The 25,393-nt window shown below is 54.7% G+C and carries 27 protein-coding genes and 1 pseudogene; 17 read left to right on the top strand and 11 right to left on the bottom strand.

Annotated features, from left to right (window positions below; translation table 11 throughout):
- Window positions 1–44: 44 nt before the first annotated feature.
- Window positions 45–926, bottom strand: a complete 882-nt coding sequence (locus HU739_RS07780) for an NmrA family NAD(P)-binding protein (RefSeq protein WP_186552445.1) — start codon at window positions 924–926, stop codon at window positions 45–47.
- A gap of 267 nt (window positions 927–1,193) precedes the next feature.
- Window positions 1,194–1,823: a glutathione S-transferase family protein gene (locus tag HU739_RS07775; protein ID WP_186552446.1), complete on the bottom strand. Its 630-nt coding sequence runs from the start codon at window positions 1,821–1,823 to the stop codon at window positions 1,194–1,196.
- A 166-nt stretch (window positions 1,824–1,989) separates the two neighbouring features.
- Here HU739_RS07775 and HU739_RS07770 point away from each other — a divergent pair, with 166 nt between their 5' ends.
- Window positions 1,990–2,415, top strand: a complete 426-nt coding sequence (locus HU739_RS07770) for a MarR family winged helix-turn-helix transcriptional regulator (protein WP_225922818.1) — start codon at window positions 1,990–1,992, stop codon at window positions 2,413–2,415.
- A 64-nt stretch (window positions 2,416–2,479) separates the two neighbouring features.
- On the top strand, window positions 2,480–3,028 hold the full coding sequence (locus tag HU739_RS07765; protein WP_186552448.1) for a nuclear transport factor 2 family protein: 549 nt from the start codon (window positions 2,480–2,482) through the stop codon (window positions 3,026–3,028).
- Between the two features lie 78 nt (window positions 3,029–3,106).
- Here the strand turns inward: HU739_RS07765 and HU739_RS07760 are convergent, their stop codons facing one another.
- Window positions 3,107–3,709 carry a TetR/AcrR family transcriptional regulator gene (locus HU739_RS07760; protein ID WP_186552449.1) on the bottom strand — a complete coding sequence of 201 codons (603 nt, stop codon included), beginning with the start codon at window positions 3,707–3,709 and terminating at the stop codon, window positions 3,107–3,109.
- A gap of 173 nt (window positions 3,710–3,882) precedes the next feature.
- Here HU739_RS07760 and HU739_RS07755 point away from each other — a divergent pair, with 173 nt between their 5' ends.
- The 4 genes from HU739_RS07755 to HU739_RS07740 all read left to right on the top strand — a co-directional run bounded on the left by HU739_RS07755 (window position 3,883) and on the right by HU739_RS07740 (window position 10,167).
- A complete protein-coding gene (locus tag HU739_RS07755; RefSeq protein WP_093101805.1) occupies window positions 3,883–4,161 on the top strand; it encodes a LysR family transcriptional regulator in 279 nt (92 codons plus the stop codon).
- Between the two features lie 140 nt (window positions 4,162–4,301).
- Window positions 4,302–5,546, top strand: a complete 1,245-nt coding sequence (gene mexE, locus HU739_RS07750; protein ID WP_186552450.1) for a multidrug efflux RND transporter periplasmic adaptor subunit MexE — start codon at window positions 4,302–4,304, stop codon at window positions 5,544–5,546.
- 11 nt (window positions 5,547–5,557) lie between these two features.
- Window positions 5,558–8,749: an efflux RND transporter permease subunit gene (locus tag HU739_RS07745; RefSeq protein ID WP_186552451.1), complete on the top strand. Its 3,192-nt coding sequence runs from the start codon at window positions 5,558–5,560 to the stop codon at window positions 8,747–8,749.
- The gene (locus tag HU739_RS07740) at window positions 8,749–10,167 is read left to right on the top strand and encodes an efflux transporter outer membrane subunit (RefSeq protein ID WP_186552452.1); all 1,419 of its coding nucleotides are present in this window, start codon (window positions 8,749–8,751) and stop codon (window positions 10,165–10,167) included. The genes HU739_RS07745 and HU739_RS07740 overlap by 1 nt, the downstream gene beginning before the upstream one ends.
- Window positions 10,168–10,339: 172 nt before the next feature.
- On the opposite strand, the gene HU739_RS07735 is transcribed toward HU739_RS07740, so the two are convergent.
- Entirely contained in the window at window positions 10,340–10,876 is a 537-nt protein-coding gene (locus HU739_RS07735; RefSeq protein WP_186552453.1) for a TetR/AcrR family transcriptional regulator, read from the bottom strand.
- Between the two features lie 125 nt (window positions 10,877–11,001).
- Between HU739_RS07735 and HU739_RS07730 the strand changes: the two genes are divergently transcribed.
- From HU739_RS07730 to HU739_RS07705, 6 genes are all read left to right on the top strand, one after another.
- Window positions 11,002–11,646, top strand: coding sequence for a glutathione S-transferase (locus HU739_RS07730; RefSeq protein ID WP_186552454.1), 645 nt, complete (start codon window positions 11,002–11,004; stop codon window positions 11,644–11,646).
- A gap of 72 nt (window positions 11,647–11,718) precedes the next feature.
- On the top strand, window positions 11,719–12,690 hold the full coding sequence (locus tag HU739_RS07725; RefSeq protein WP_186552455.1) for an alpha/beta fold hydrolase: 972 nt from the start codon (window positions 11,719–11,721) through the stop codon (window positions 12,688–12,690).
- A 113-nt stretch (window positions 12,691–12,803) separates the two neighbouring features.
- On the top strand, window positions 12,804–13,802 hold the full coding sequence (locus HU739_RS07720; protein ID WP_186552456.1) for a quinone oxidoreductase family protein: 999 nt from the start codon (window positions 12,804–12,806) through the stop codon (window positions 13,800–13,802).
- Window positions 13,803–13,917: 115 nt separating this feature from the next.
- Window positions 13,918–14,142 (top strand): hypothetical protein, encoded by a 225-nt coding sequence (locus HU739_RS07715; RefSeq protein WP_186552457.1) that lies wholly within the window; start codon window positions 13,918–13,920, stop codon window positions 14,140–14,142.
- On the top strand, window positions 14,139–14,684 hold the full coding sequence (locus HU739_RS07710) for a ComEC/Rec2 family competence protein (RefSeq protein WP_186552458.1): 546 nt from the start codon (window positions 14,139–14,141) through the stop codon (window positions 14,682–14,684). The genes HU739_RS07715 and HU739_RS07710 overlap by 4 nt, the downstream gene beginning before the upstream one ends.
- A gap of 219 nt (window positions 14,685–14,903) precedes the next feature.
- Window positions 14,904–15,641, top strand: coding sequence for an NUDIX hydrolase (locus HU739_RS07705; RefSeq protein WP_186552459.1), 738 nt, complete (start codon window positions 14,904–14,906; stop codon window positions 15,639–15,641).
- Between the two features lie 53 nt (window positions 15,642–15,694).
- On the opposite strand, the gene tnpC is transcribed toward HU739_RS07705, so the two are convergent.
- The 4 genes from tnpC to HU739_RS07685 all read right to left on the bottom strand — a co-directional run bounded on the left by tnpC (window position 15,695) and on the right by HU739_RS07685 (window position 18,257).
- Window positions 15,695–17,263: an IS66 family transposase gene (tnpC, locus tag HU739_RS07700; RefSeq protein ID WP_186552460.1), complete on the bottom strand. Its 1,569-nt coding sequence runs from the start codon at window positions 17,261–17,263 to the stop codon at window positions 15,695–15,697.
- Between the two features lie 61 nt (window positions 17,264–17,324).
- A complete protein-coding gene (gene tnpB / locus HU739_RS26705) occupies window positions 17,325–17,660 on the bottom strand; it encodes an IS66 family insertion sequence element accessory protein TnpB (protein WP_186552461.1) in 336 nt (111 codons plus the stop codon).
- Window positions 17,657–17,989 carry an IS66-like element accessory protein TnpA gene (tnpA, locus tag HU739_RS07690; protein ID WP_225922817.1) on the bottom strand — a complete coding sequence of 111 codons (333 nt, stop codon included), beginning with the start codon at window positions 17,987–17,989 and terminating at the stop codon, window positions 17,657–17,659. The genes tnpB and tnpA overlap by 4 nt, the downstream gene beginning before the upstream one ends.
- A gap of 19 nt (window positions 17,990–18,008) precedes the next feature.
- On the bottom strand, window positions 18,009–18,257 hold the full coding sequence (locus HU739_RS07685; protein WP_225922816.1) for a transposase: 249 nt from the start codon (window positions 18,255–18,257) through the stop codon (window positions 18,009–18,011).
- Window positions 18,258–18,339: 82 nt separating this feature from the next.
- Between HU739_RS07685 and HU739_RS07680 the strand changes: the two genes are divergently transcribed.
- Window positions 18,340–18,714: a hypothetical protein gene (locus HU739_RS07680; protein WP_186552389.1), complete on the top strand. Its 375-nt coding sequence runs from the start codon at window positions 18,340–18,342 to the stop codon at window positions 18,712–18,714.
- 300 nt (window positions 18,715–19,014) lie between these two features.
- Here HU739_RS07680 and HU739_RS07675 read toward each other — a convergent pair whose 3' ends face one another.
- Both HU739_RS07675 and HU739_RS07670 read right to left on the bottom strand, forming a co-directional pair.
- Window positions 19,015–19,320 carry a hypothetical protein gene (locus HU739_RS07675; RefSeq protein ID WP_186552390.1) on the bottom strand — a complete coding sequence of 102 codons (306 nt, stop codon included), beginning with the start codon at window positions 19,318–19,320 and terminating at the stop codon, window positions 19,015–19,017.
- A gap of 119 nt (window positions 19,321–19,439) precedes the next feature.
- Window positions 19,440–19,871, bottom strand: a complete 432-nt coding sequence (locus HU739_RS07670) for a bleomycin resistance protein (RefSeq protein ID WP_186552391.1) — start codon at window positions 19,869–19,871, stop codon at window positions 19,440–19,442.
- 476 nt (window positions 19,872–20,347) lie between these two features.
- Between HU739_RS07670 and HU739_RS07665 the strand changes: the two genes are divergently transcribed.
- From HU739_RS07665 to HU739_RS07655, 4 genes and pseudogenes are all read left to right on the top strand, one after another.
- Complete coding sequence (locus HU739_RS07665; RefSeq protein WP_186552392.1) at window positions 20,348–20,758, top strand: YybH family protein; 411 nt, start codon at window positions 20,348–20,350, stop codon at window positions 20,756–20,758.
- Window positions 20,759–21,422: 664 nt separating this feature from the next.
- Window positions 21,423–21,735, top strand: a pseudogene (locus tag HU739_RS26700) (IS5/IS1182 family transposase); the annotation flags it as partial.
- Window positions 21,736–21,900: 165 nt separating this feature from the next.
- On the top strand, window positions 21,901–23,061 hold the full coding sequence (locus tag HU739_RS07660) for a nucleoid-associated protein (protein ID WP_186552393.1): 1,161 nt from the start codon (window positions 21,901–21,903) through the stop codon (window positions 23,059–23,061).
- Window positions 23,054–24,184 (top strand): hypothetical protein, encoded by a 1,131-nt coding sequence (locus tag HU739_RS07655; RefSeq protein WP_186552394.1) that lies wholly within the window; start codon window positions 23,054–23,056, stop codon window positions 24,182–24,184. Before HU739_RS07660 ends, HU739_RS07655 begins: the two co-directional genes overlap by 8 nt.
- 290 nt (window positions 24,185–24,474) lie before the next feature.
- On the opposite strand, the gene HU739_RS07650 is transcribed toward HU739_RS07655, so the two are convergent.
- Entirely contained in the window at window positions 24,475–25,362 is an 888-nt protein-coding gene (locus HU739_RS07650; RefSeq protein WP_186552395.1) for a hypothetical protein, read from the bottom strand.
- Window positions 25,363–25,393: the final 31 nt, after the last annotated feature.

Genomic DNA, 25,393 nt, shown 5'->3' with positions numbered 1-25,393 from the left:
TCATTAAGACCAAGCAGGCATCCGCAGCCACCTGTCAAAAAGCTTTATTTGGTAAACAGTTCCTTGTGCAAAGTGACGAATGCGCCGATTGTCATCGGTGGCTGTCCGGTGACTTCGGCAATAATCGAATCTTCACCTTCGAACACTCCATGCTGGTAGTCCTTGGCGACTTCCAGTAGATGTTGGATGAGGAAAGGTTGAAGGCCATCGCTTTGCATTTCCTGGCGGTACTGATCCAGTGTTATCGCGACGTACTTGATCTCCCGATCCAATACTTTACCGATTTCGTCAGCCACGGCATGCTGGTTCATTTCGACCGGACCGTGAAGCGGATACGTCTTGCCTTTGTGAGGCTGCGGGTTTTCCAAGATGGCCGCGATCAGCCGAGCCTGATCCTCTGCTGCGATCGGGGCGTGACGCCCTGAACCAAACGGCAGGCGAATCTCGCTGTGTTCAACAATATGTTTACGCCAGTGCGGGTAGATCAACCACTGCGCAAAGTAAGTCGGTCGCAAGTGCGTCATATCCAAGCCCGACCAGTCAAACACTCGCTCGGCTGTGTAGTGATTAAGGGCCGCGTGACTCTTGGCCACGCGACGTGCCGAAATTTGAGACATGTTTACAACTGACTCTACCCCGGCTTCCTTCGCAGCGAGAGCGAAGTGGGCAGTCGCTTCAATCAAGCCAGGTGCGATTGGGTAAACGAAATAAGCTCGCTTGATGCCTTCAAGCGCTGCTCGAACAGCGTTCAAGTCCAGCAGGTCCGCAACTACAACCTCGGCGCCCAATTGGCGCAGGCTGGCCGCTCGATCATCGTTCGTGCGGACGAGCGCACGTACCGCGTGTTTTTTCTGGCGCAATATTTCAACGGTTCTCCGGCCGGTAAAACCACTGGCGCCGGTAACGAGTATGTTGGGGCTAGTCATTGATCTTCTCGCTCTTTTGGTTTTCGACTGCATAATGGCCATGGTTGGTATGATGGCTGTAATATGGTTATATGATGCGTATCATGTTTGTCAACGAATTCTTCAGCTCTAGGAAATTAAGAACGTAAGTTTTAGGGGAGCAGGTGAAGTAGGTGGGGACGGACAGGACGTCAGCAATCTAACGAGAGGGCTGGCAACCACCGGAATGAGTACACCGCACGCCTAACGAGGGTCCGAAGACAAAGTCGGCGGGTTGATGGATCATTCTCACGATGACGGCTTGGATTCAAATGCCTGCATGCCCAGCTTCACTGCAGGTCGGGCGGCTATCAACGCCAGCCAGCGTGCCATGCGGGGCCACTTCTCCCAATGAATCTGGTCGCGCACCGATCTTGTAAAGGTAAACGCAGAAATATCGGCCATTGAAAAGGCATCACCGGCTATGTACTCGCTCTCGAGGAATGCCTCTGCCGCCATCAGATGTTCCAACGCTCGTCGGCTTAATGGTGCAGATGCATTTTGCTGCCCTATCTGACGCAAAAAAAAAGCAGCGTGGCTTGGGGCGATAACATCCGTGACGAAGAAATAAAATCGGTCATAGACCCGATACCGTTGAGCGCTCGGCCCTCTGGGTGACAACCGACCAGGGGCGTGTTCGTCAGCGTATTGAATAATGGCATTTGACTGATTGATTATAAGGGGAGGTGAGACGCTGTGATCTACAAATGTCGGGGCCTTACCTAATGGGTTAAGCGCCAGATATTCTGGGGTACGCTGATCACCAGAGAGAAGGTCAAGGCACCTCGGGGTAAATTCTATGCCCGCCTCAGTCAAGGCGATTGCAGCTCGCACACTGTTCCCCGTTGATGCGCCATAAAGCTCCCGTATCTCAGACATAAAATTCTAACCTCGTAAAATTGGCTACGCGAATGCGTCCACGAAGGACGATGTATGACGGTTTCAGCAATTTCGCTGACCTCTCAGAATTTCGGCGGCGCCGAGCACAGCCTCACTGCCTCAATTTGTACTTGACTGGTGTGTATTTACACATATGATGGTCGTCATGAAAAGCCCCCATGGCGCAGACCTTTGTCATTGCCTCGCCGCCAGACGCCATGCGCGTCTGCTGACCCGCCTCTACGATCGGCATCTGTCTGCTGCGAGTCTCACTGCCTCGCAGTTTTCTACTCTTGCGTTGATCAATGAGCACCCCGGGATTCTGATCGCCGAATTGGCTGAGGTAATGGTCATGGAGCGAACTACCTTGGTTCGAGCACTGAAGCCACTCCAGAACGAAGGTTATGTCGCTAGCCATGTCGAAGGGCCGCGTTCTGCCATCAGGCTCTCGCTGTCTGCGCAAGGACGAGCGAAGTTGGCGGAGGCCGAGCCCTATTGGAAAGCCGCGCAGCGTGAGCGTGAGGATCAAATCGGCGGGGTCGCAGCAGTTCTGATTCGTAACTCACTTCTTCAGCAGGCCGGTGGCGAATAAATTTTTTTGCGTGTTTGGTGTGTAATTGCACATATGATTCTTACCCAGAAATGAGGAAGTACTCATGAAAGCTTTTCCAAGAGTTCCGTCCAAGAGCGCTGTCGATCCAGCGGAGCGAATCAGTGCGATCGACTTCGTGAACAGGCTCAATTGGTGGTTCGAGACTTGGGATGTGGAGGCAATGGTCGATGCTTTTCTACCGGACGCCGTCGCGTACCACTTCCATGGCACCATTCGTGGCCACGATGAGATTCGCCAGTTCTTCAAGAAGGACTATCCGTATCTGATTCCTGGCGTCAGCCGACACGCCACCAACCACATTGTCGATGCGGATGAAGACGGCGTCGTGGTGCGCTATCAGAATCTGCTGGTGCGCTACGCGACGCCAGAGTCGGCCGCGATACTGGGAGATGGCCAAGCCATCGATAGCCCCGATGATTTGCCTGCCATCTGGCTCTACTCGCCAATGATGGATCGCTTGCGTCGAACTGAACACGGCTGGAAAGTCTTCGAGCGGTTCATAGGTGGTTCAGCCATCAACACGAGGCTTAACCCACCGATTACTGATCCTGCTCAACTTGCCAAGTACATGCCCCAATTAAAGCAAGCGTAAGACCTGCCATCGTCGAGTAGAAATGAAAGGGGGCGTTCCACACATATTCGGAATAGCGAAGCCCTTGCTAACAGTAAGTCAGTCTTCATCCTTTGAGCGGCGCTTAGCAGCCCGCTCTTTTTTTGTGGGAGTGACAGGCCAGGCATTAATGACCGATTGTAGAAACTGCTCAGACAGTTCATGGCTATCCAGCGCTCTGGCAATGAGCATCGCCCCGGTGATCGATGAAAGGATGCGTAGTGACTCTTGGTACTTTTCTTCATGATTTGCGCCTTCGACCAACGCCATCAGGGTATCGATCAAATGCTCGACGCCTCTGGTGAAAGAGCTGCTGACCGTGCCACCGGTACGCGCGACATCCGCACCTAATGCAGGAATGGGGCAACCCTCGGTCCAGTTATCCAGATGCGCTTGTGTCAGGTACGTCTTGACGAGCTCGGGAATAGATTTGGCATTTTGCCAATCCTGAATATTTGATTCAAATGTACGGCTGACCGCTTCTGACGCGAGCTGTTCCTTGCCGCCCGGAAACTGTCCGTAGAACCCGCCATGGGTCAGGCCAACTGAGCGCGAGAGCTCGCCGATACCAATTCCGTCGATGCCTTTTTCCCGATACAGCCGTGACGCTGCAGTAAGGATGGCTTCTTTGTTGGCGGCGGCCTGGTCTTTCGTCACTTTCATGAAATTGCTCCTGTGGCCAGGTTGGCATCGCCTGGACATAACGATGTTGCTGGGCTGGCTTTCATGATATTCGTCATATAAAGTTGCTGCAATGGCTGTCTAGGCATCTGTAGAAGTCTCGCGGATCCCATGGCTTTAGCTCAAGTCAAATAATTTCCCGGTGGACCGGCCCCATGAAACGTAATGATCTGCGCTGTGTCGATCTGAATCTGCTGGTGGTGTTCGAAGCTCTTATTCAGGAGCGCAACCTCACCCGCGCCGCTGAAAAATTATCTCTTGGTCAGCCAGCGGTCAGCGCAGCGCTGGTGCGTTTGCGCAGGCTGTTCAACGACCCTCTGTTCGAGCGCATCGGTCGTCGAATGGTGCCCACCTCTCGTGCATTGCGTGCTGCACAGACGCTCGGGCCAGCGTTGGATTGCGTGTGTACTGCGATCGCCGACACCAGGGTTTAACCGGGCTGATCCCTTTTTTTGTCATTAAATATGATGACTATCATTATTAGTGATAGCCAACTTCACTCCCTTCGATTCGTCGTGACCTCGTGCGAGGCCGAGAATCCGCAAATTCCCAAACCGTCTGGCGGACACGACCCATGGAACAGTCACTCAAACCTTTGCGTTATCCCCTTGCCGCGTTGGCGCTGGTAGCGCTTGCCGCGTGTGAACGCACACCCGATGCCGCTCAGGTTCCCGGGGCGCCGCACGTTACCGTCGCGAAAGTGCTTGAGCAACCCATCACCGAGTGGGATGAAGTCACTGCTCGCCTGGAAGCACCAGAAACCGTAGAGGTTCGCCCACGGGTGTCGGGCCAGATCGAACGCGTTGCTTTTACCGATGGTGTGCTGGTTAAGAAGGGCGATTTGTTGTTCCAGATTGATCCACGTCCGTTCGAGCATGAAGTGCATCGCATCGAGGCGCAGTTGCAACAGGCACGCGCCACGCTGATCCGCACTAGCAACGAAGCGCAACGCGGACAGCGTCTGTTAAGCAGCAACGCGATCTCTGCCGAGCTCGCCGACACTCGCACGACCAGGGCGCAGGAAGCCCGGGCCGGTGTCGATGCGATTCAGGCGCAGCTGGATCTGGCGCGTTTAAATCTCAGCTTCACCCGCATCACGGCGCCGATCACCGGTCGTGTCAGCCGCGCGGAAATCACCGCCGGCAACATTGTCACCGCCGACACGACCGCGCTGACCAGCGTGGTCTCCACCGACAAGGTCTACGCATACTTCGATGCTGACGAACGCATGTTCCTCAAGTACAGCCTGCTTTCCCGCCAGGGCCAGCGCGGCCAGACCACGCCGGTCTACATGGGGCTTTCGAACGAGGAGGGCAACACGCACCTTGGGCAGATGAATTTTGTCGACAACCAGGTAAACCCGAAAACCGGCACCATCCGAGGCCGTGCGGTTTTTGATAACGCTGGCGGTCAATACACCCCTGGTCTGTATGCGCGCTTGAAACTGGTGGGTAGCGCTGCGTATCCCGGTCTGTTGATCAAAGACGAAGCGGTCGGCACCGACCTCGGCAAGAAATTCGTGCTAGTGGTCGGCCAGGACAACAAAGCGGTTTATCGCAGCGTTGATCTGGGGCCGAAACTGGAAGGCCTGCGCATCGTGCGCAGCGGCTTGCAGAAAGAAGATCGCATCGTCATCAACGGCCTGCAGCGCGTCCGCCCAGGTGCTTTGATCGATCCGCAGGACGCGCCGATGGCGAGCCCGGAAACGGTCGCCACACTGGCTCGCCAGCGTCAGGCAATCGAAGCCGCCAATCAACCGGCTTCAGCTAAATCGCCTGCGCTGGTGAATGCTGAATCTGCCGCTGCACCTCGCGGATAAGGAGCACTGACATGAAGTTCTCCCAGTTCTTTATCACGCGGCCGATTTTCGCCGCAGTGCTATCGCTGCTGATCCTGATCGCCGGAGCCATCTCGCTGTTCCAGTTACCGATCAGCGAATACCCGGAAGTGGTGCCACCGACCGTGGTGGTCCACGCCAACTACCCCGGCGCCAACCCGAAAGTCATCGGTGAAACCGTGGCCGCGCCGTTGGAGCAGGCGATCACCGGCGTCGAGAACATGTTGTACATGTCCTCGCAATCCACCGCTGACGGCCGACTGACCCTGACCGTGACATTCGCGTTGGGCACCGATCTGGACAACGCCCAGGTCCAAGTGCAGAACCGTGTGACCCGCACCGAACCCAAGCTGCCAGAGGAAGTGACGCGCATAGGTATTACCGTCGACAAGGCTTCTCCCGAGCTGACCTTGCTGGTGCATCTGGTGTCACCGGACAAGCGCTACGACATGCTCTACCTGTCGAACTACGCGATCCTCAACGTCAAGGATGAGCTGTCGCGCCTCGACGGTATCGGCGATGTGAAGATGTTCGGTATCGGTGATTACTCGCTGCGTATCTGGCTCGATCCGAACAAGACCGCTTCGCGCAATCTGACCGCAACCGACGTAGTTAACGCGGTGCGCGAGCAGAACCGTCAGGTCGCTGCAGGACAACTGGGTTCGCCGCCGGCACCGAATGCCACGAGCTTCCAGATGTCGATCAACTCCCAGGGGCGTTTGGTCAGTGAAGAAGAGTTCGAGAACGTCATTATCCGCAGCGGTCCGGATGGCGAGATCACGCGTCTGAAAGACATCGCCCGGGTCGAGTTGGGCTCCAACCAATACGCCTTGCGCGCCTTGCTCAACAACGAGGAAGCGGTGGCGATGCCGATCTTCCAGCGTCCGGGCTCGAATGCGATCGACATCTCCAACCAGGTGCGGGCGAAGATGGCGGAACTGAAGAAGAGTTTCCCGGAAGGCATGGACTACGAAATTGTCTATGACCCGACGATCTTCGTACGCAGTTCGATCGAGGCAGTGGTTCACACCCTGTTCGAAGCATTGATTCTCGTGGTACTGGTGGTGATCCTGTTCCTGCAAACCTGGCGCGCCTCGATCATTCCGCTGGTCGCGGTGCCGGTGTCGCTGATCGGTACGTTTGCCGTGATGCACCTGTTCGGCTTCTCGTTGAATGCGCTGTCGCTGTTCGGCCTCGTGCTGGCGATCGGGATCGTGGTGGACGATGCGATCGTGGTGGTGGAGAACGTCGAACGGAACATCGAGTCGGGGCTGGAACCGGTCGAGGCGACCAAAAAAGCCATGGGCGAGGTGACCGGTCCGATCATTGCCACGGCGCTGGTGTTGTGTGCGGTGTTCGTACCCGCAGCCTTTATTTCCGGCTTGACCGGGCAGTTCTACAAGCAGTTTGCGTTGACGATTGCGATCTCTACGGTGATCTCTGCGTTCAACTCCTTGACCTTGTCACCGGCCCTGGCCGCCGTGTTGCTCAAGGCACACGGCGCACCGAAGGACCGTTTCTCCAAAGTGTTGGATCGCCTGCTTGGTGGCTGGCTGTTCAAACCTTTCAACCGCTTCTTCGATAAGGCCAGCCATGGCTATGTGATTGCCGTGGCCAAGATCATTCGCGGCAGCAGCGTGGCGTTGCTGATATACGCAGGTCTGATCGCCTTGACCTACATGGGCTTCAGCACCACGCCGACCGGTTTTGTGCCGACCCAGGACAAGAAGTACCTGGTGACTTTCGCCCAATTGCCGGACGCCGCCAGCCTGGATCGCACCGAAAACGTGATCCGGCGCATGAGCACCATCGCCATGAACGAACCGGGCTTCGACAGCGCCGTGGCCTTCCCGGGCCTTTCGATCAACGGCTTCACAAACAGTCCGAATGCCGGCATCGCCTTCATCGGTTTGCGGCCGTTCGATGAGCGCAAGGATCCGAGCCTGTCAGCTGGGGCGATTTCCGCTTCGCTGAACGCCAAGTTCGGCAGCATCCAGGACGCCTACATCGCGGTGTTTCCGCCGCCGCCAGTGCAAGGCTTGGGCACCATCGGCGGGTTCCGTTTGCAGATCGAGGACCGGGGCAACCTGGGTTACGACGAGCTGTACAAAGAAACCATGAACATCATCAACAAGAGCCGCAGCGTTCCGGAGCTGGCTAACCTGTTCACCAGTTACACGGTCAACGTGCCGCAGATCGAAGCCGCCATTGACCGCGAAAAAGCCAAGACCCACGGCGTGGCGATCAACGACATTTTCGACACGTTGCAGGTGTACCTGGGCTCGCTGTATGCCAACGACTTCAACCGTTTCGGGCGGACCTACCAGGTCAACGTACAGGCCGAACAACAGTTCCGCCAGGAGCCGGAACAGATCGGCCAATTGAAGGTGCGCAACGACCGCGGCGAGATGATCCCGCTGGCCACCTTCGTCAAGATCAGCCCTAGTTCGGGGCCTGACCGCGTCTCGCACTACAACGGTTTCGTCACCGCCGAAATCAACGGCAGCGCTGCGCCAGGCTACAGCTCCGGCCAGGCCCAGGCGGCGATTGAAAAACTGCTGAAAGAAGAATTGCCGAATGGCATGACCTACGAATGGACCGACCTGACCTACCAACAGATCCTGTCCGGCAACACCGCGTTGCTGGTGTTCCCGCTCTGCGTGTTGTTGGCGTTCCTGGTGCTGGCGGCGCTGTATGAAAGCTGGAGCTTGCCATTGGCGGTGATCCTGATCGTGCCGATGACCCTGCTGTCGGCGATTGCCGGGGTGATCATTTCCAAGGGCGACAACAACATCTTTACCCAGATCGGCCTGATCGTGCTGGTTGGTCTGGCCTGCAAGAACGCGATCCTGATCGTCGAGTTCGCCAAGGACAAACAGGAGCAGGGCATGTCGCCGCTGGATGCGGTGCTGGAGGCTTGCCGCATGCGGTTGCGGCCGATCCTGATGACCTCGTTCGCCTTCATCATGGGTGTGATTCCGCTGGTGACGTCCACCGGTGCCGGCTCCGAAATGCGCCGGGCGATGGGGGTTGCGGTGTTCTCCGGGATGCTCGGCGTAACTTTCTTCGGCTTGCTGCTGACGCCGATGTTCTTCGTGCTGATTCGTCGCTCCATTGAGCGCAAAAACGCACGCAAGGTCGCCAAGGTTCACCCAACAACCGCATTGCATCCGGAGGCACACTGATGAACACCTTGAAGCTTTTTTTTCCCAGCCTTCTGGTCGTTGCGCTCGCCGCGTGTACAGTCGGTCCCGACTACAAGACGCCTGACACCGCGCCGGCCACTATCGTGTCGATCCAGGGCGGGCACTACGATCAATCGCAGTTTGAAACGGTGTGGTGGCAGCAATTCGATGACCCCACGCTCAACCAGTTGGTGAGCAAATCCCTGGAAGGCAACCGCGATCTGCGGGTGGCGTTCGCCCGCTGGAAAGCGGCCCGAGCGATTCGGGACGACGTCAGCAACGACAATTTGCCGGTGGTTACCAGCCGCGTCAGCAGCCAACAAGGAAAGGGCCAAGTGCCCGGTCAGACCGAAAGCCGCGTCAATCAGGAACGCTATGATCTTGGCCTCGACATGGCCTGGGAAGTCGATCTGTTCGGTCGCATCCAGCGCCAACTGGAATCCAGCGACGCTCAGGAAGATGCTGCCGCCGCAGACTTGTATCAACTGCGCGTGACGATGATTGCCGAGTTGGTGGACGCCTATGGCCAATTGCGCGGCGCACAACTGCGGGAAAAGATCGCCCTGGCCAACCTGAAGAACCAGCAGGATTCGCGCAGCGTGACGGTCAGTCTGCGCGATGCGGGTGTGGGTAATGAACTCGACGTAGTGCGCGCCGATGCACGTCTGGCGGCGGTCGAGGCTACGGTGCCGCAACTTCAAGCGGAGCAGGTGCGGCAGAAAAACCGCATCGCCACGCTGCTTGGTGAGCGTCCGGATACGTTGAGCGTGTCGTTGACCCCCGCCGAGTTGCCAGCCATCGCCAAAGCGCTGACAATTGGTGATCCCGCCGAGCTGCTACGTCGGCGCCCGGATGTGCTCGCGGCCGAGCGCAGGCTGGCTTCCTCCACTGCGGATATCGGTGTGGCCACCGCCGACTTGTTCCCGCGCGTGAGCCTGAGCGGTTTCCTTGGTTTCACCGCCGGCCGTGGTTCGCAGATTGGTTCCAGTGCCGCCAAGGCCTGGAGTCTGGGACCGAGCATCACCTGGGCAGCATTTGATTTGGGCAGCGTGCGGGCGCGCATTCGCGGCGCCGACGCCAATGCTGAAGGCGCGCTGGCGACCTACGAACAGCAAGTGCTGCTGGCGCTGGAAGAGTCTGAAAACGCCTTCAGCGACTATGGCAAACGCCAACAACGCTTGTTGTCGTTGATCAAACAAAGCGAATCGAGCCGCGCCGCTGCCGACCTTGCGGCCATCCAGTACAAGGAAGGAACCGTGGATTATCTGGTGCTGCTGGATGCGCAGCGCGAGCGGCTCAACGCCGAAGATGCTCAGGCACTGGGTGAAACCGATCAGTACCGTGGCATCGTCGCGATCTATAAAGCGTTGGGTGGTGGTTGGGACAGCGGTGACGGCAGGGTCGCGAGCGTTTATTGATATACCGGTCGAAACCCCTGGCGGAATCTTTGGCACAATATCAGAAGCGATTCAGAGAAGGTGCAGCGTTTACCTCGCCTGATCGTTCGTCATTATGATTCCAGCAGCGATTGCTCACACATCGCTGCTGGTCTGGACTCCACAGGCAAGGCGTGTCGAGAACTGCGGCAACTTAAGGTAATAGGCCTGCCGAGCGATACGTCGCGATTGTTCTGTCAAAGACACTGATGTCAGCCCGCCCCCGAGCGATCAATTGAGCTCCCTCCACAGCCGCATAGATCGCCAGCGCTTGTTCCTGTCGTTCCTCAAGGCTCAGCTGTGGCCGGCAAACCGACAACACTTCCGTCAGCCAGCGCACATTCAGTTCGGTGAAACCGTCGACCTCTGTCCTTACCTCTGGTGGCAAGTCATCGTATTCGGCAGACATGATCCCGCACAGGCACATGCGATTGTCGTTGACCAGCGCCAGGCGAAAGATGTCGGTGTAGCCCTTGATCCACACATTCAGCTCGTCGGAATCGGCCCGTAAGCCAGCAAGGTATTCAAGCCCATCCTCCGTGTAACGTTTGGCTAAAGCCGCGCCCAAGTCGCCTTTGGTAGGGAAGTGGTAGTGGATGCTCGCGCTTTTGATGCCGACTTCCTTGGCGAGCTCACGAAAGCTTAAGCCGTTGTAGCCCCGGGTCTGCACCATCTTTCGGGCAGCCGACATGATCGTTTCTCGTGTATCCGTCGTCACAAATAAATCTCCCTATCGATAGATAGACGTTGACAGTGAAAATGTTCTTGCCGTAGCTTATACCTATCGATAGGTAGATAGATAGTTGTGGAGCTCGTATGAAGATTTTTGATATCCCTGGTTTTCCTAACCCGCTGCGCATTCGTATTGTTCTCGCCGAAAAAGGGCTGGGCTCGCAAATAGAGTTCAGCAAGATCGACCTGCTCGCAGCGGAACACAAGCAACCCGCATTCCTGGAGATCAACCCGCTGGGTACCGTCCCAGTTCTGCAGCTGGATGACGGCACCAACATCAGCGAATGTACCGCAATCACCGAATACTTGGACAATCTGGACGGCAACCCGATTCTCACCGGCAAGACGCCGAAGGAAAAGGCCATTATCCACATGATGCAAAAGCGCGCGGAGTCCGAGCTGGCGGATCCGGTCGGCTATTACTTCCACCACGCTACGCCGGGGCTCGGTGCCGCGCTGCAGCCCTACAAGAGTCCTGAATGGGAAGGTCGTATCGAGTGGGGCAACCGTCAGCGCGACAAAGCAGTTGCCGGCATGCACTACTTCGATCAGCTCTTGCGTAGTCAGCCATACATCGCCGGTGAGCAATTTTCCATGGCCGACATCACGGTGTATGCCGGGCTGATCTTCGCCGGTTTCGCCAGTATTGCAATCCCCAATCAGTGCAGCGCGCTCCTGGCCTGGCAGGCGAAAGTGCAGCAACGCCCAAGCGTAAAAAATCCCGCCTGATCCTTGCTCTGCCCCAACTGAAAACAGTCAGGGCGGACCTAAACCTACTCGTTTTTTTTAAGGTGGCTCTATATGACCCTTTTCAACATCCGATGGGCGATGCGCCATACCCTGGCCATCGTCGCGCTGACGACTGCGTGCTCGACATTGACTGTTCAGGCCAGCAGCACCCCAGCAGAAAAAAAAGCTGCACATAGCTACACCCATCAAACCGCTCCGACCCAGTTTATCGAAGTCGAGGGTGCGCGCCTGGCATATCGTCGCTTCGGCAAACCCAGTGCCGTGCCACTGGTATTTCTCCAGCATTTCGTTGGCAACCTAGACAGCTGGGATCCCAAAGTCATCGACGGTTTTGCCCGTGATCGTGAAATTATCCTTTTCGACAATGCCGGCGTCGCCAGTTCCAGCGGTGAAGTACCGAACACCATCGAAGGCATGGCCAAATATGCCTCCGGCCTGCTGCAGGCACTGAACGTGAAAAAGGCTGACTTGCTCGGCTTTTCCATGGGCAGTCTGATCGCACAGCAAGTGACGCTTGATCATCCGAACCTCGTGCGTCGTCTGATTCTGGTCGGTTCATCACCTCGCGGTGGAGTTGGTATGGACTCGCTGACGCCGGAATTTCAGGGCTACCTGGCGAAAAAGCGTGCGGTACCGGATGAACTGCTGCTGGACGTTTTCTTTACCCAGACCATAGAAAGCCAGGCCGCCGGACATGAATTCCTTACCCGTCTGCGCTCACGTAGGGTCAATCGCGATGTTGATGTCGATAGCAAGACTGCACCCGCACAAGCAGCCGCCATCGCTGGTTGGGGAGCGCCAGCCGGTAACGCCAACGACTACCTGAAAGGCATCAAGCAACCGACGATGGTAGTCGCTGGCAGCCATGACATCGTCTTCTACACAGTTAATGACGTGACCTTGCAGCAGAGTTTGCCCAACGCCCAGTTGGTTATCTACCCGGATTCAAACCATGGCGCGATCTATCAATACCCGGATCTATTTTTGAAACACGCCACGCTGTTTCTCAATGGAGTGAAGTAATCGAAGCAATGCACTGACGATTTGGTCGGCAGTACATGCCGCACCACCGATTAGGCTCCAAGTCAGGCCTGCGTCTACAGATCTGACGAGCGAAGAATCCAGGATCTCAGATTATGAAAGCGATTCAGTTCCGTAGCTTCGGCGGCCCCGAAGTACTCGAGTACGTCGACTTGCCAACGCCCGTGCCGGGGCCGGGAGAAGTATTGATAGAAACCTCCGCGATTGGGGTGAATTTTCCGGATATTCGTGAACGGTTAGGCATGTATAACCGGCCCGAAACACGCGTTGGTGGTGTCACGCTGCCGCATGTAGCCGGACTTCAGGTGGTCGGACGCGTTTCAAAAACAGGAGCGGGCGTTGACCGTGCCGTTGTCGGGCGCAAGGTCATGGCCTTGATGCCCAAGGGCGCATACGCACAGCAGGCTATTGCCCGTGCTGACATGCTGGTAATGCTGGATGAGTCGGTAAACGACGTCGCCATGGCGGGTTTACCTTGTCAGGGGGTGACTGCGTTCCTCGCTCTACGCACATGCGCGCATTTACAGTCAGGTGAAAGCGTTTTGATCCAAGGCGCCGCCGGGGGGCTTGGCAGTCTGGCTGTGCAGATTGCAAAAGCCATGGGCGCACAGACAGTTTTCGGTACGGCCAGCACTGAAAGTCGACGCGCATTCGTGCGCAGCCTCGGAGCCGACTATGCCATTAGCTACGACACTCCCCAGTGGCCGGAGCGGGTGCTTGAACTGACCGAGGGGCGTGGAGTTGATGTGATCCTCGAAACCATCGGCGGCGAAGTGTTCGATCAGAATTTTGAGTGTCTCGCCATGCTGGGACGTTGTGTGGTGGTGGGCTCCACGCGGGGGCCAGGCGAGGCATTGGCGCCTCGTCGGTTGATGGCCAAAGCGCAAACCTTGACCGGCATGTACCTGCCGACGTTCTTCCAGCGCCCTACGTTGATCCGCGAGGCTTTGCAATTCCTTGCTGACGGCGTTTCAGGCGGAGTGATCAGACCAGTCATCGGCGCGACGTTACCCTTGAGCGAAACGGGCCTGGCGCACGCCTTATTGGAGCGAAGGGAAGTTCAAGGCGTCATTGTGCTGGTTCCAAACCTCTAAGAGTGGTTCGCCGATTCCCCTGGATTTTCTTGCGAACGAGGAACACAGGACCTTCCGTGGCATTGATCAGGCGGCCACATACTCATCAGTAAATACGCCCACGAGAGGAGCGCGCATGCGCTATCACGGTTTCATTGCAAGTGCAAGATGTTTGGCGCTCGGACTGATGCTCGCGTGGGGCGGGCATGCGACGGCAGCTGATATTCACTACCGGTTCATCATGGTCGCTGGCAACAAAATGTTTTATCGGGAGGCTAGCAATCCTCATAAACCGACCATTCTGCTGCTTCATGGTTTTCCGTCGTCTTCGCACAGCTATGGTTGGAGGCGCTGGTCGTGACCCACTATGATCTCGACCACATCCAAGGTGTGATTGAGTTGCTCAATAACCCCCCTCCATGGCTTCAAATCCGTGAGGTGTGGTTCAACGGATATCATCACCTTGCGCCTCCGGACCTCTTGGGGCCGCGTGAGGGCGACGCTCTGTCCAAGTTGATTCGCAGTCGTAAGCTTGCGTCGAATGCAGTTTATCGCAAGCAGGAAAATGACAAGGACCGTGGTGCCATTCTTCAGTCTTCACATGCAGTCTCGTTGCGAGGAGGGCTTGATGTAAGAGTGCTGTCGCCGGACCAGGATGGATTGACGGCTCTGGCGAGGCATTGGACCAATCCTGTATTACCTCCACCGGAGCCGGAATCTGCTCCTGGCGACCTATTAGGGCGCGGTGATACATGGCCTCCGAAGAAGTTCTTTTTTAATGGTGGGGAGACTTTTGTGTCTGACACATCGGTACCCAACAGAAGCAGCATTGCATTGCTTCTGACGTTCGATAAGAAACGCGTGCTTCTAGCCGCGGAGTATCCGTCCGGCGAAGTCATCTAGCCACTCTGCGAACAAAGACATCCTTTGCATTCAAATTTAGGTGCCCACCATCGCAGTAAGCGATGGCATTAGGAAGGTGTACTGCCCAGACGGTTACGCAGCAGTAATGGAAGCTCGGTAATACCACAAGGAGAGGTGCGTCCATCTGGCATCCATCATTCGCAAAGCAACGCCCACCTCACTACAATGTCGGCAGATCGACCAATCCAAAGGTGAACCGTGGAATTCAAACGGGACAGATTCAACGGCGTCATTGTCGACGCCGCTTCGCTGCCGGACGACCCGCAAGCGTTGTGTGGCGCCGTCGACGCGTTAGTCGCCCTCATCGAGCACGAGCGCCTGGCTCTGGCCTGGGTCACACTGCCGATCAGCAACGCTCAAGGCATTCCGGTCTTCACCGCCGCCGGTTTCTCCTTCCATAGCTGTCTGACAGATCAGCTGACCCTAGTGCGCCGCCCATTCGAGCAGGCATTCGTCCCATTCATACCCACCCATACCGTAGGGGCGGGCGCCATCGTCATTAACGACGCTGGGGAACTCCTCGTCATAAGGGAGCGAGGTACCACCGGGTTCAAGCTACCGGGGGGCCATGTAGACGCCGCCGAGCGAATTCAGGATTCGATCGAGCGCGAGGTGCTGGAGGAGACTGGGATCGAATCGAAGTGCGAATCCATCGTGGCGTTTACCACCAAACACCCCTACCAATTTGGCAAATCGAACATTCACTTTATCTGCAGAATGACGGCCTTGACGCAGCGTATCAACGTACTGGACACCGCCGAGATCGAAGAAGCTAAATGGATAGCGCTGCAAGCCTACCTGGCAGACTCCTGCAACAGCCTGTCCAACCGGCAGCTGGTCAGCGATGTAGCGTTCAGCCAAGGGCTCGTATGCACCGAGTATTCCGCCAACATCGGGCTCCACAAAAAACAAGAGATTTTCACGGCGGCTTGCTGATCAATCGAAATAGCCGCCTCTAGGCATGCGTCCTAGCATCATATCTTGCTTAATTAAACCGGTTGCCACTTATGCGGCAGCAACTGATCGATTTCACTCGCCCGCTGCGTCGGCAGGCGCGTGAGGACGTCCTTCAAGTAAGCATATGGATCATGACCATTCAGCCGTGCAGACTGGATCAAACTCATGATCGCCGCCGCTCGTTTGCCGCTGCGTAGCGACCCTGCGAAGAGCCAGTTTTTGCGACCCAACGCCCAAGGTCGGATCTGGTTCTCGCACCAATTATTGTCAATGGGTATGGCCCCGTCATCCAGGTAGCGCGATAGCGCTGCCCAGCGTTTCAGGCTGTAATCCAGTGCTCTGCTGATCGCCGAACCTTCGGGCACCAGCTCACGCTGGGCGATCATCCAGGCATGCAGCGTATCCATCACCGCTACGGCTTTTTCTTGCCGTATTTGGCGGCGTATATCTGGCTCCAGGTCGCGGATTTCACTTTCGATTTCGTACAGCAACTGGATATAGCGCAGGGCCTGCTCGGCGAGCATGCTCTTGTTGGTGGCGTGTAGTTCGAAGAACTTTCGCCGCGCATGGGCCATGCAGCCGATCTCGGTCACGCCGAGTTCGAAGCTGGCCTTGTAACCGCCAAAATCATCACACACCAGCTTGCCCCTCCAGTCTTGCAGGAAGTTGCGAGCATGCTCACCGGCGCGACTGGGGCTGAAGTCGTAAACAACCGCTGTCGTTTCGCAGAATTGGCTGGTGGCGTAGGCCCAGACAAAAGAGCGGTGGGTTTTCTTCGAACCCGGAGCGAGCATCTGCACCGGCGTTTCATCGGCATGAATGACCTGCTGCCCGAGCACTACGTCGCGCAACGCATCGACTAGAGGCTGTAACTGCACACCAGTCACGCCAACCCATTGAGCCAAAGTTGAACGTGGAATCGCCAAGCCCGCTCGACCGAAAATCGATTCCTGACGGTAAAGAGGCAAATGGTCAGCAAACTTCGCGATCATGACGTGGGCAAGTAGCCCGGCAGTCGGGATGCCCTTGTCGATGACCTGCGCCGGAACGGGTGCCTGGATCAGCGTTTCGCAGTCATCGCATACCCACTTGCCACGGACATGGCGTTCAACGGTAAACACACCGGGCGCGTAGTCCAGCTTTTCGCTGATGTCTTCACCGATACGTTTGAGTGCACAGCCGCATTGGCAGTGGGTGTTGTCCGGTTCGTGATGGATCAATGTGCGTGGAAATTCTGCCGGCAACGCGGTGCGCTTGGGCTTTTGCTTTTTCTCGGTCGGCGTGGGAGCTGTTTGTAAGGCTTGAAGCTCAGCTTCAATCGCCGCGATATCGGTATCGATCAAGTCGTCGAGCAAGCTGGCCTGCTGCGGATTCAACTGCTCGCTGCGCTTGGCGAACTTCAAGCGCTTGAGTTGCGCGATCTCATGGGTCAGTTTCTCGATAATCGTCTGGTCGCGGTTGATCTTCTTGCCCATGGTCTCGACCGTCTTGCCCATCGTCTCGACTTGCTGGTCGAGTGTCTCGACACGCTGTATCAACTGCGCCGCCAAAGCGCGCAGTTGTTCAGGGGTAAGGTGATCGAGATTGGGGAGCGAAGTCATGGTGCCGATTTTGCCAGACCAGGCAATTCGCGGCGATAGACCGATAGGCTAATGGCAGCCGTTAAAGCAGTGTGATCGCACCGCCGCAGCCCGCGCGCTGCCATGGCAGGCCCAACACCAGGGCCTGGAGTTGCTCGGTATCCAACTCTATTTCAGAGCCGTGGCGAATGCCTGGCCAGTGGAACTTACCTTGGTTCAACCGGCGAGCAGCCAGCCAGATGCCGAAGCCGTCATGCACCAGAACTTTCATACAAGTGGCGCGGCGGTTGGCGAACAGATAAGCACAGTGCGGCTTCGCCGCACCGAACACCGCGATCACTCTGGCCAACGCAGTCTCGGTGCCAGCGCGCATGTCCATCGGCTCGGTGGCGAGCCAGATGGAGTCAATGCGGATCATCGCAGTAGGTCTCGAAGAAAGGTCGCGCAGGCAGCAGCACTTTCGGTTGGCCAGTTCACTTTGACGGTGCCACGCGGGTGCTGGATTTCAACGCAGATATTCGATGAGGCTGCGTGCGAATTTGCTACGGCCAGCTGCATAGGCAACGGAATGAAAGCAGGTTGCAGTGCTGTGCTTTTCTGCGCTTGCAGCCGAATCCATTTGTGAACGAGGTTTGCGTTGAGGTTATGGCTGAGTGCGATGCTGGCAATCGAAGCGCCGGGCTGGGCGCACTCTTGAATGACCTGAGCCTTGAAGGATTTTGAATAGGAACGGCGTGTTGGCTGCATGAAATACCCGCTTAAAAGGCTAGAACTGGTGCCCACTTAAATTTAAGTGCACACCATGTCTTGGCTTTGCGGGGTTGGGTAGATGACTTGGCCGGACGGATACCAGTGCTGTGCTTTTCTGCGCTTGCAGCCGAATCCATTTGTGAACGAGGTTTGCGTTGAGGTTATGGCTGAGTGCGATGCTGGCAATCGAAGCGCCGGGCTGGGCGCACTCTTGAATGACCTGAGCCTTGAAGGATTTTGAATAGGAACGGCGTGTTGGCTGCATGAAATACCCGCTTAAAAGGCTAGAACTGGTGCCCACTTAAATTTAAGTGCACACCATGTCTTGGCTTTGCGGGGTTGGGTAGATGACTTGGCCGGACGGATACGCCGCGGATGCCTTCTGCGATGTCATCAAGAGAGGGCTAGCGATTCACCTGCCGAATCAAGAGCCGATTGACCTGCTGAAGGTTTCGCATCATGGCAGCAAAGGCAATACGGACAAGTCTTTGGTGGACGTCCTTAGGTGCAAAAGGTATCTGATCAGCACGAGCGGGAAAACTCACAAACACCCGGATCATGCTTTGATCGAGCGGTTGGTCGCTCCCCGTAACGAGCCTGAGATCATTTTCAACTATGCGCAGGGCTGGCCTGGGAAATGGCAGAACATACTATCTAACTGGCCTTCGTTCGAGGTCCGGTATCCAGAAGGTGAGAATAAGTTTGTAGATGTTTCGCTCTGAAATTTCAGGGTACATGAGGTCTGTTGGGCGATATTGAGCCTATTGGACCGCATGCAGGTGTTGTCGAATGGCCATTGTTGTCCTGTAACGTCTTCTCTAGTTAGAGGTTGTCACGGCAAACTCGACACCGCCCAGAGAGAAACACCACGCGTGTGACGGCAAGCCCTTCTGCTTTCTAGATACGAAAGCAGCATCTTTGACACCGTCCATTTGCCATTATTGTGCCCATCGTCCGCTCCTGGCCGGTAGCCGTCTTCCGCTCCGACAATGGCGCGTCCTGTTCTACTCTCCGATCAGACCTCATGCCCTCCAGCTCAAGGGCATTTCGAACACTTTGGCAAGCCGAGCCAGCTTCTCGGCAGATCTGGCAGAGATAGCGAGAGGAGGCTCTTTGATCATGTAGAACAGATGATCGAGTGCGACACCCGATTCGCCATGCGCGATGTAGTCCAGAACGATCTCTGCCCCATTCTCAAGACCTGACTGTGCCAGTGGATGATCATCAGGTAAGGGGCCAAGCTGCGCATATTCAGCGGACATCAGTGTAGAGACCTCATCCAGCACTTCGAGGAGGTCTTCACGCAGATCGGGACTCAGCTGATTCATTTCGCCTCTATCCATGTCGTCATATGCTCAGTTTGTACCACCATTTGCCGAAGAGTTGCAGCGCTGACTCCACGACGGACAGCTTTCGACCCATAGCTGACGGTCGGCTTGGCTTAGGTTCAGATTGAGCAAGCCGGTCTCTCACCCAACCGCTCTACCAACCTTACGAGATAACCATCGGGATCCTGGACGATGAATTCGCGCTGGCCTACTTCTATTTTGTCAGCCCGATACCAGGTGTCTTTGCATTCTCGATAGAGTGGAAATCCAGCCTGATCAAGTTTTTGGATGATGGGTGCGACAGCCACAACGTCAATCTGTAGGTTAATTCCTCTTCCAAACGGCTTAGACAGGGGGGCAGTCAGCCATTGACCCGCTTCCGAATCAACCTGCTCAAGCATTACTTGAGCGCCATTCAAATCGAGATATGCGAATCCGTCTTCTAGGCGTTGATAAGCTAGTTCGAGTCCCAGGCAAGAAACCCAAAAGTACAGGCTGTTAGCCAGGTCAGTGACCATTAATTCTGGAACCAGTTTGCTACGTTCGAACATAAGGTGACTTCCATTTCAACAGGCTCATTCGCTGGGAGCGGGCTGGGAACAAAGCGGACTCGTGAAGTCAGACTCTGCACCTCTGGCACTTGTGCCACAGCAGAGGGGTGGCGAGCATCATGATGCACGGTCGGCGGAGTATTATCGAGTTGAGTTGAATGTCCACTACTGGCCGAAAGCTGGCCTCGGAAAAGCCCAGCCCCGCGCTGGACTTTTTGCATCTGGCGGTAAGAGACTGCTGCCGCATCAGTGGAGACCGGTGTAGTGGCAAACGGTGTGTCCATACAGGATTGTATCAGTTGATTTTCTTGGCTTTATGCGGCAGATTCATGCCATGAAAAGTTACAGTTTCCGTTGCGCAAGTTCAATTATTACCGCCTTCACATAGGTGGTGGGGCTGCGTACGATCTGCCGAACCCCGCCTCAAATGCGGGGTTTTTCATTCCTGCTTCTGAGGCTCACACAGGAGCAAAGGAATGGACGCACTTACCCGAACTCTCAAAGAGACAATCGAGGCCGCTGATCGCGCTATCACAGCCGAAGACTTCGACGAACTGATGAAATTTTATGCGGATGACGCCAGTCTCGTGGTCAAACCAGGATTGACCGTCTCAGGCAAAGAGAGCATCCGCCGAGCTTTTGTCGCCATTGCGGATCATTTCAATAACAGCATCGTTGTCACACAGGGGGAGATCCAAGTTATACAAGGAGGTGATGTAGCTCTCGTTATCATGGAGACCTTACTACAGGCCACGGATAAGGCCGGTGTGAAAACTGAGATTTCGCGCAGGGCGACCTACGTGTTTCGACATATCTCGGAAAAGTGGCTATGCGTAGTGGACAACTCCTATGGGACGACGCTACTTGATAGCGTCGTCGGATCGTAGGACATCAAAAGGGTGGTGCCTACCTCCTGCAAGTAGGCTCCATCACCCAAAAACGAAAGGCGGAGTTTAGCTATCAGCAAGGTGTGTCTGCCAGACGCTTATTGATGGCGAGCATGTGCTTGCGGTCGAACATTACTTTACGGTGCACACAGGTACCGAGCAGTGCACCTGCGCCCTGTGGACTGACCGGGAGCGCGAAGCGGTATGTGAAGTTAGGTGGTGGTCGTCAGGAGAACTTTGCGGCTTGCCATGAAGATGTTTTTCCGCCGGATCTGAACAATCTGTTTAGCAGGGCCTTGGTCATAGCGCCGAGTGAGTCCTAGCAGACAGGTGCTGGATGAGCCTTATCGTGAGGCAGATGTTGTCAATCCGTAAGCTTCCGGCAAGGTTATCTTGTCAATCCTAGACGTAACGACGATGGTATCCGCCGAAATTGGCGGACCCATGCCCTTAATGCTGGAGTACGGTAGGTGTGTTCGCCATCCGCTTATCGAGAGTTCCATATACGTTTAAGATACGATCCGTTTTTGACTGTGAAAAGCACTGAACCGCCCCTGGCTTCGTAGAGGCCTCTGACGGTTGGGATGGGTCAAACGCGGTCAGTTGTAACTGGCAGTTATCGGCTAATAGCAGGCTATCGAGGGCATCTGGGAAAGAGGGCGATTCAAAATGCCAGAGTTGCTCGCTGAAAACCCATTGTACTCCAGGCACAAATCGTCGAGTGAAGCGCTGGGAACATGCAGTTGTGTTGGGGGAATGCAACGCGGGTCGAGCCTAGCACCAGAGGTGATGCGGGTTTGAAAACGGACTCCTGAGTATCCCTTCGGGACGCTCTACCGATGGATGGGAGCGACGCGCTCTCTCACCATGGAACTGACGGGGTGAGCGCGGAGATGAGCCTGAAGGTGCTCGCGTGCAACCTGAAGCTGGTGATGAACGTCATCAGTACCGTAGGCTTGTTGAAGGCGATAGTGGCGAAAAAACCGAATTTTGCTGATCCAAGGTGCGCCACAGCATGGCATAGACGCTCGGATGCGTCTAAGCAGGATCCGGAGCCCTAATGCCAGCACTGTGCTACTATCTCTAGCTCGCAGCTGACGTTAAAGCGTTCGGCATTTTAAGTGACCACGGACGTACCTAGCATGGATGATCGCGCATCATTTTCACCTCAATCTCTCCATGAAGCAGAGGCTTCAAAACCTGAGGTGAAGCCGCTAGTAGTTTTAAATGCATGTGCAGCGAAATTTTTCAAGAAAACGCTTGGTGGTCTGACTTTTTACGATAGCAATAAGGGTAACAACTGGGATCTCAGCTCCCCGGTGTGCGTTGATTTTGTAAATCGCATCGGTAAAAAGTTCTCCAAGAGCGGGAGAATTTACGGATATGTTGATCCGAACATGCTTTCGGCTGCTGCTAACTTTTCGAAGTATGCCAGCGATCTTGAATTCGACACGTTTGTTAATGGCGTGATGGACCGACTCTGTGACGAGGCAAACGACCCGGCCCGCCGCTCACTGAATGAAGGCTACGTGGTGTTTTCGCACTACCAAGATCACCGACAGGTGGACCATCTGCTGATTGTCATGCTTGGCAAGCAGGCTGGTTATGACTTCGACAATGACAACAATCTCAACCCGAAAGATACGGAAAGCCTGAACTTACAGGACTTTCGTCAAGCTGCCTGTATGGATTTGACAGAATTTAAAAAAGGCTTCCCTAAAAATACAGGTGACTCTTACCTCTACTTTATTAAAGGAAACTCAAAAAGCGAGTTCTTCACTGTCGCATTGGGCTGCTCAGACTCCATTCCTGGAAAGGTTTGCGTCGACAATCTCAAAAACGCGCTAGGTGCATACCTCCAAGAGGAAGCTAGCACCCTATCTCTGACAGAACGACGCACAATTCACAAGCGCGTCGTTGAATATATTGAAAGCAAAGCGGGAGAACGCGTCCACCTTTCAGAAATCCAGCACGTCATCAACAAGTGTTTGAAAGAAGACTCGCCTCATCACGGCGGACTCGTCAAGTTTATCTCAGAAAACTCTGAACGCTTCAAGGTGAGCGAAGAGTTTCAGCCCTCTGGGATAACTGCCAAAAGCATGGCCTTTACCAACATCAAACTCCCCTCTGGAGAGTTTGATGGGCGCTTCAAACTGGATGCCGTGGCCGTTGGCGACAGTGATGCGGACCTTAGCGTCGATAAGGATTTCGTGTATCTGAAGGTCAAGCTGCCAATAGAGGTATCAAACCAGCTAAGAAGCATCAACGCTGGCGGACCGGCCTCGGGTTCCGGTGATGCTTGAACGCATTTCTCTGGATGATGACCAACTCATACTCGACGCGCGGTCGGTCGATATGGGGGAGGTTTTTGCGTTTCTGAAAGTGCATGGGTGTCATAGCCCTGAAAGATTGGAGCTGTTTGGAACTGATCTTTTCCTCTCTTTACCTTCGGCCTGGGACGCCTGTTTCGTGCCTTTTTTTGCCAGCACCGAAGCTATGTGGCATGCAGTACGGACGCGTAGCAAAAAGCCTGAGCATATCCACATCATCGGCATGGACGCAGATCAGCAGGTCTCAATTTCGCGACTGATAAACTTGTACTTTCTACTTAGAGAAGCGCTAAAAACGCTTTGCCATAGCGAGGGTGATGATAGTCAAACCCATAAATACATTTTCTTCAACTCGAAAGAATCGCTTCTTACAAAGATGGAAATTTCCTACCTAATGAAATGCGATGAGCTGCTGGCCATCGACGTGGGGGAAAAGGATTTAAAAGACGCTCAAAAGCTGCATGCAGCGGTTATGGCCGATGAAGATGTTCATTGCGAAGAGCGCCGTCACGTAATGCGCGAAACGCTGACGGATCTTTTGAAGGATGAAAAGGACTGCAGCCTCCGATTGATTATGGAGTCTGTCTCAAAGTTCTACAAGAAATATAACGAGCGCTATAAAGTATACGTTAGTAAGTTTTCAGTTAACAAAATACTGACAGAAATCGAAAATGATTGCGTTAGCTTTTTGGGCAAGGTCCAAGAGGCTATCATGGCTCAGCAAACCAAAGCGTTTGCTGTACCAGGTGGTATTGTGGCAGCTGGCGCCATCTTAAAGCCGGCCACGACTTCATGGGATTACTTAATTATACTTGTCGGCTTGATAATTTCGACCTGGATGATAATCTCCCTGAATAACAATGTTGTTAGCCACATAAATTTGCTCGCGGAAGAGTTTAATCGTTCCACTAAAAAGTATGATGATATCGTTGTTGGCGTGGAAGAAATACAGGAAAAGATTGAGGATTCTCGTATGAAGCTGTCATCGTCCTCTGAGTCTGCCAAGTCTAAGCTTGGTGTTCTAACTCGCGTGTGCTACCTAGTATTTATACTGGTAAGTCTGATTCTGCTCAAGCGCTTCTTAGAGACTTCTTAGCGGGCTGCTGCAGGTAATATCTCCCTTGGAAAGATAGCCCGGAAGCAAGAGCAGCCATTGGGCGTGGGGTCCGTAAGTGCCAACTGAATCGGCCCTCGTTTCATAGGCGATTCATATCTCCATCTTTGCCATCTGCCGCTAGGCTGCAGATCCGCTACTGGCCGAGAGCAACCGAACACGAACGGTAGCTAACGGCGAACTTAGAGGGCGGTTTAATGGAAGTACGATGATTTTTCTGTCTCATGATGCCGGTGATGAAATAGGAGCAACTCTATGCTTGTCGAACGTCCTCAAACCACTGAGTCATAGTAAGTGATCATATCTTCGTAATACTGGATGCTTTTCGAGTGGCCCTGCTCCTGGCCGATATTAGATTTGAATGCCTTTGAAAAACGACGAAGAGAAAATTTCGATCGGTCCGCCTTGATAATATATTCATGGAGATATAAGAGGGACTCGAAATCGCCAATGTGATGTTGAACAACATGTCTGTCAAATTCCCGCGTTATTCCTGAGATTTGCCCTAACCATTTTTTGAATTTTTCTTCTGTTAGTGGGGTAATTTCGTCTGTCCCCCTCCGAAGCAATCGCGGTTTTGCATCTAATTCCCTGCCAAATGCATGGCCTACACCATTTCTAAATACCCTAATTTTATCCAGATCATCCACGTTGTCTCGGATGTCTGGAAGCTCACCAAAGAGCGATTTTAATTTTGAATATCTCGTCCCCCATGATCCCTTCGTGACAGCTGTCAAAATTTCCGAATGGTCGACATCAATACCAATTTTTAACCATTGGACGCCATCAATGGCTTTAGATTTTCCGTGCAAGAGTGCAGGATCAGATTTCAATGCGACCAGAACTGCTCTTTGGAAGTAGTTTTCCATTGCGCCGGTAGCTGCCATAATAAAACTTGCTCGCTTCCAGTTCCCCATGTCCTTTACATTTTTTAGGAATACGCTCCTACCCGCATCAAATCTGGCTGCGTTCGGGCCTGAAGCTTTTAACACGCTCTTGATGCTTTCTTCTGGCGATTTTCTGACGTGATGCATGGCGAACTGTTCAAGCGCTACAGAGGACCAGTACATGTTGTTCAGCTGAGCTTCGTACTCGCTAAACTGCCAAAGAGCCCAACTGGTCTGCTCTGGTTTTACCCAACGATCAAACGTAAGTGCCACTTTATCTCCTTAGTATTCTGGTTGACCATTC

Source organism: Pseudomonas hamedanensis (genome assembly GCF_014268595.2).
Taxonomy (GTDB): domain Bacteria; phylum Pseudomonadota; class Gammaproteobacteria; order Pseudomonadales; family Pseudomonadaceae; genus Aquipseudomonas; species Aquipseudomonas hamedanensis.
Note: the sequence above shows the minus strand (reverse complement) of the source record. Positions and strands in the feature narration are given on the sequence as shown.

Coding starts and splice junctions, on each gene's coding strand:
- HU739_RS07780 (WP_186552445.1), bottom strand. CDS start 926: ATGACTAGCCCCAACATACTCGTTACCGGCGCCAGTGGTTTTACCGGC.
- HU739_RS07775 (WP_186552446.1), bottom strand. CDS start 1,823: ATGTCTGAGATACGGGAGCTTTATGGCGCATCAACGGGGAACAGTGTG.
- HU739_RS07770 (WP_225922818.1), top strand. CDS start 1,990: ATGAAAAGCCCCCATGGCGCAGACCTTTGTCATTGCCTCGCCGCCAGA.
- HU739_RS07765 (WP_186552448.1), top strand. CDS start 2,480: ATGAAAGCTTTTCCAAGAGTTCCGTCCAAGAGCGCTGTCGATCCAGCG.
- HU739_RS07760 (WP_186552449.1), bottom strand. CDS start 3,709: ATGAAAGTGACGAAAGACCAGGCCGCCGCCAACAAAGAAGCCATCCTT.
- HU739_RS07755 (WP_093101805.1), top strand. CDS start 3,883: ATGAAACGTAATGATCTGCGCTGTGTCGATCTGAATCTGCTGGTGGTG.
- mexE (WP_186552450.1), top strand. CDS start 4,302: ATGGAACAGTCACTCAAACCTTTGCGTTATCCCCTTGCCGCGTTGGCG.
- HU739_RS07745 (WP_186552451.1), top strand. CDS start 5,558: ATGAAGTTCTCCCAGTTCTTTATCACGCGGCCGATTTTCGCCGCAGTG.
- HU739_RS07740 (WP_186552452.1), top strand. CDS start 8,749: ATGAACACCTTGAAGCTTTTTTTTCCCAGCCTTCTGGTCGTTGCGCTC.
- HU739_RS07735 (WP_186552453.1), bottom strand. CDS start 10,876: ATGTCGGCTGCCCGAAAGATGGTGCAGACCCGGGGCTACAACGGCTTA.
- HU739_RS07730 (WP_186552454.1), top strand. CDS start 11,002: ATGAAGATTTTTGATATCCCTGGTTTTCCTAACCCGCTGCGCATTCGT.
- HU739_RS07725 (WP_186552455.1), top strand. CDS start 11,719: ATGACCCTTTTCAACATCCGATGGGCGATGCGCCATACCCTGGCCATC.
- HU739_RS07720 (WP_186552456.1), top strand. CDS start 12,804: ATGAAAGCGATTCAGTTCCGTAGCTTCGGCGGCCCCGAAGTACTCGAG.
- HU739_RS07715 (WP_186552457.1), top strand. CDS start 13,918: ATGCGCTATCACGGTTTCATTGCAAGTGCAAGATGTTTGGCGCTCGGA.
- tnpC (WP_186552460.1), bottom strand. CDS start 17,263: ATGACTTCGCTCCCCAATCTCGATCACCTTACCCCTGAACAACTGCGC.
- tnpB (WP_186552461.1), bottom strand. CDS start 17,660: ATGATCCGCATTGACTCCATCTGGCTCGCCACCGAGCCGATGGACATG.
- tnpA (WP_225922817.1), bottom strand. CDS start 17,989: ATGCAGCCAACACGCCGTTCCTATTCAAAATCCTTCAAGGCTCAGGTC.
- HU739_RS07685 (WP_225922816.1), bottom strand. CDS start 18,257: ATGCAGCCAACACGCCGTTCCTATTCAAAATCCTTCAAGGCTCAGGTC.
- HU739_RS07680 (WP_186552389.1), top strand. CDS start 18,340: ATGACTTGGCCGGACGGATACGCCGCGGATGCCTTCTGCGATGTCATC.
- HU739_RS07675 (WP_186552390.1), bottom strand. CDS start 19,320: ATGAATCAGCTGAGTCCCGATCTGCGTGAAGACCTCCTCGAAGTGCTG.
- HU739_RS07670 (WP_186552391.1), bottom strand. CDS start 19,871: ATGTTCGAACGTAGCAAACTGGTTCCAGAATTAATGGTCACTGACCTG.
- HU739_RS07665 (WP_186552392.1), top strand. CDS start 20,348: ATGGACGCACTTACCCGAACTCTCAAAGAGACAATCGAGGCCGCTGAT.
- HU739_RS07660 (WP_186552393.1), top strand. CDS start 21,901: ATGGATGATCGCGCATCATTTTCACCTCAATCTCTCCATGAAGCAGAG.
- HU739_RS07655 (WP_186552394.1), top strand. CDS start 23,054: ATGCTTGAACGCATTTCTCTGGATGATGACCAACTCATACTCGACGCG.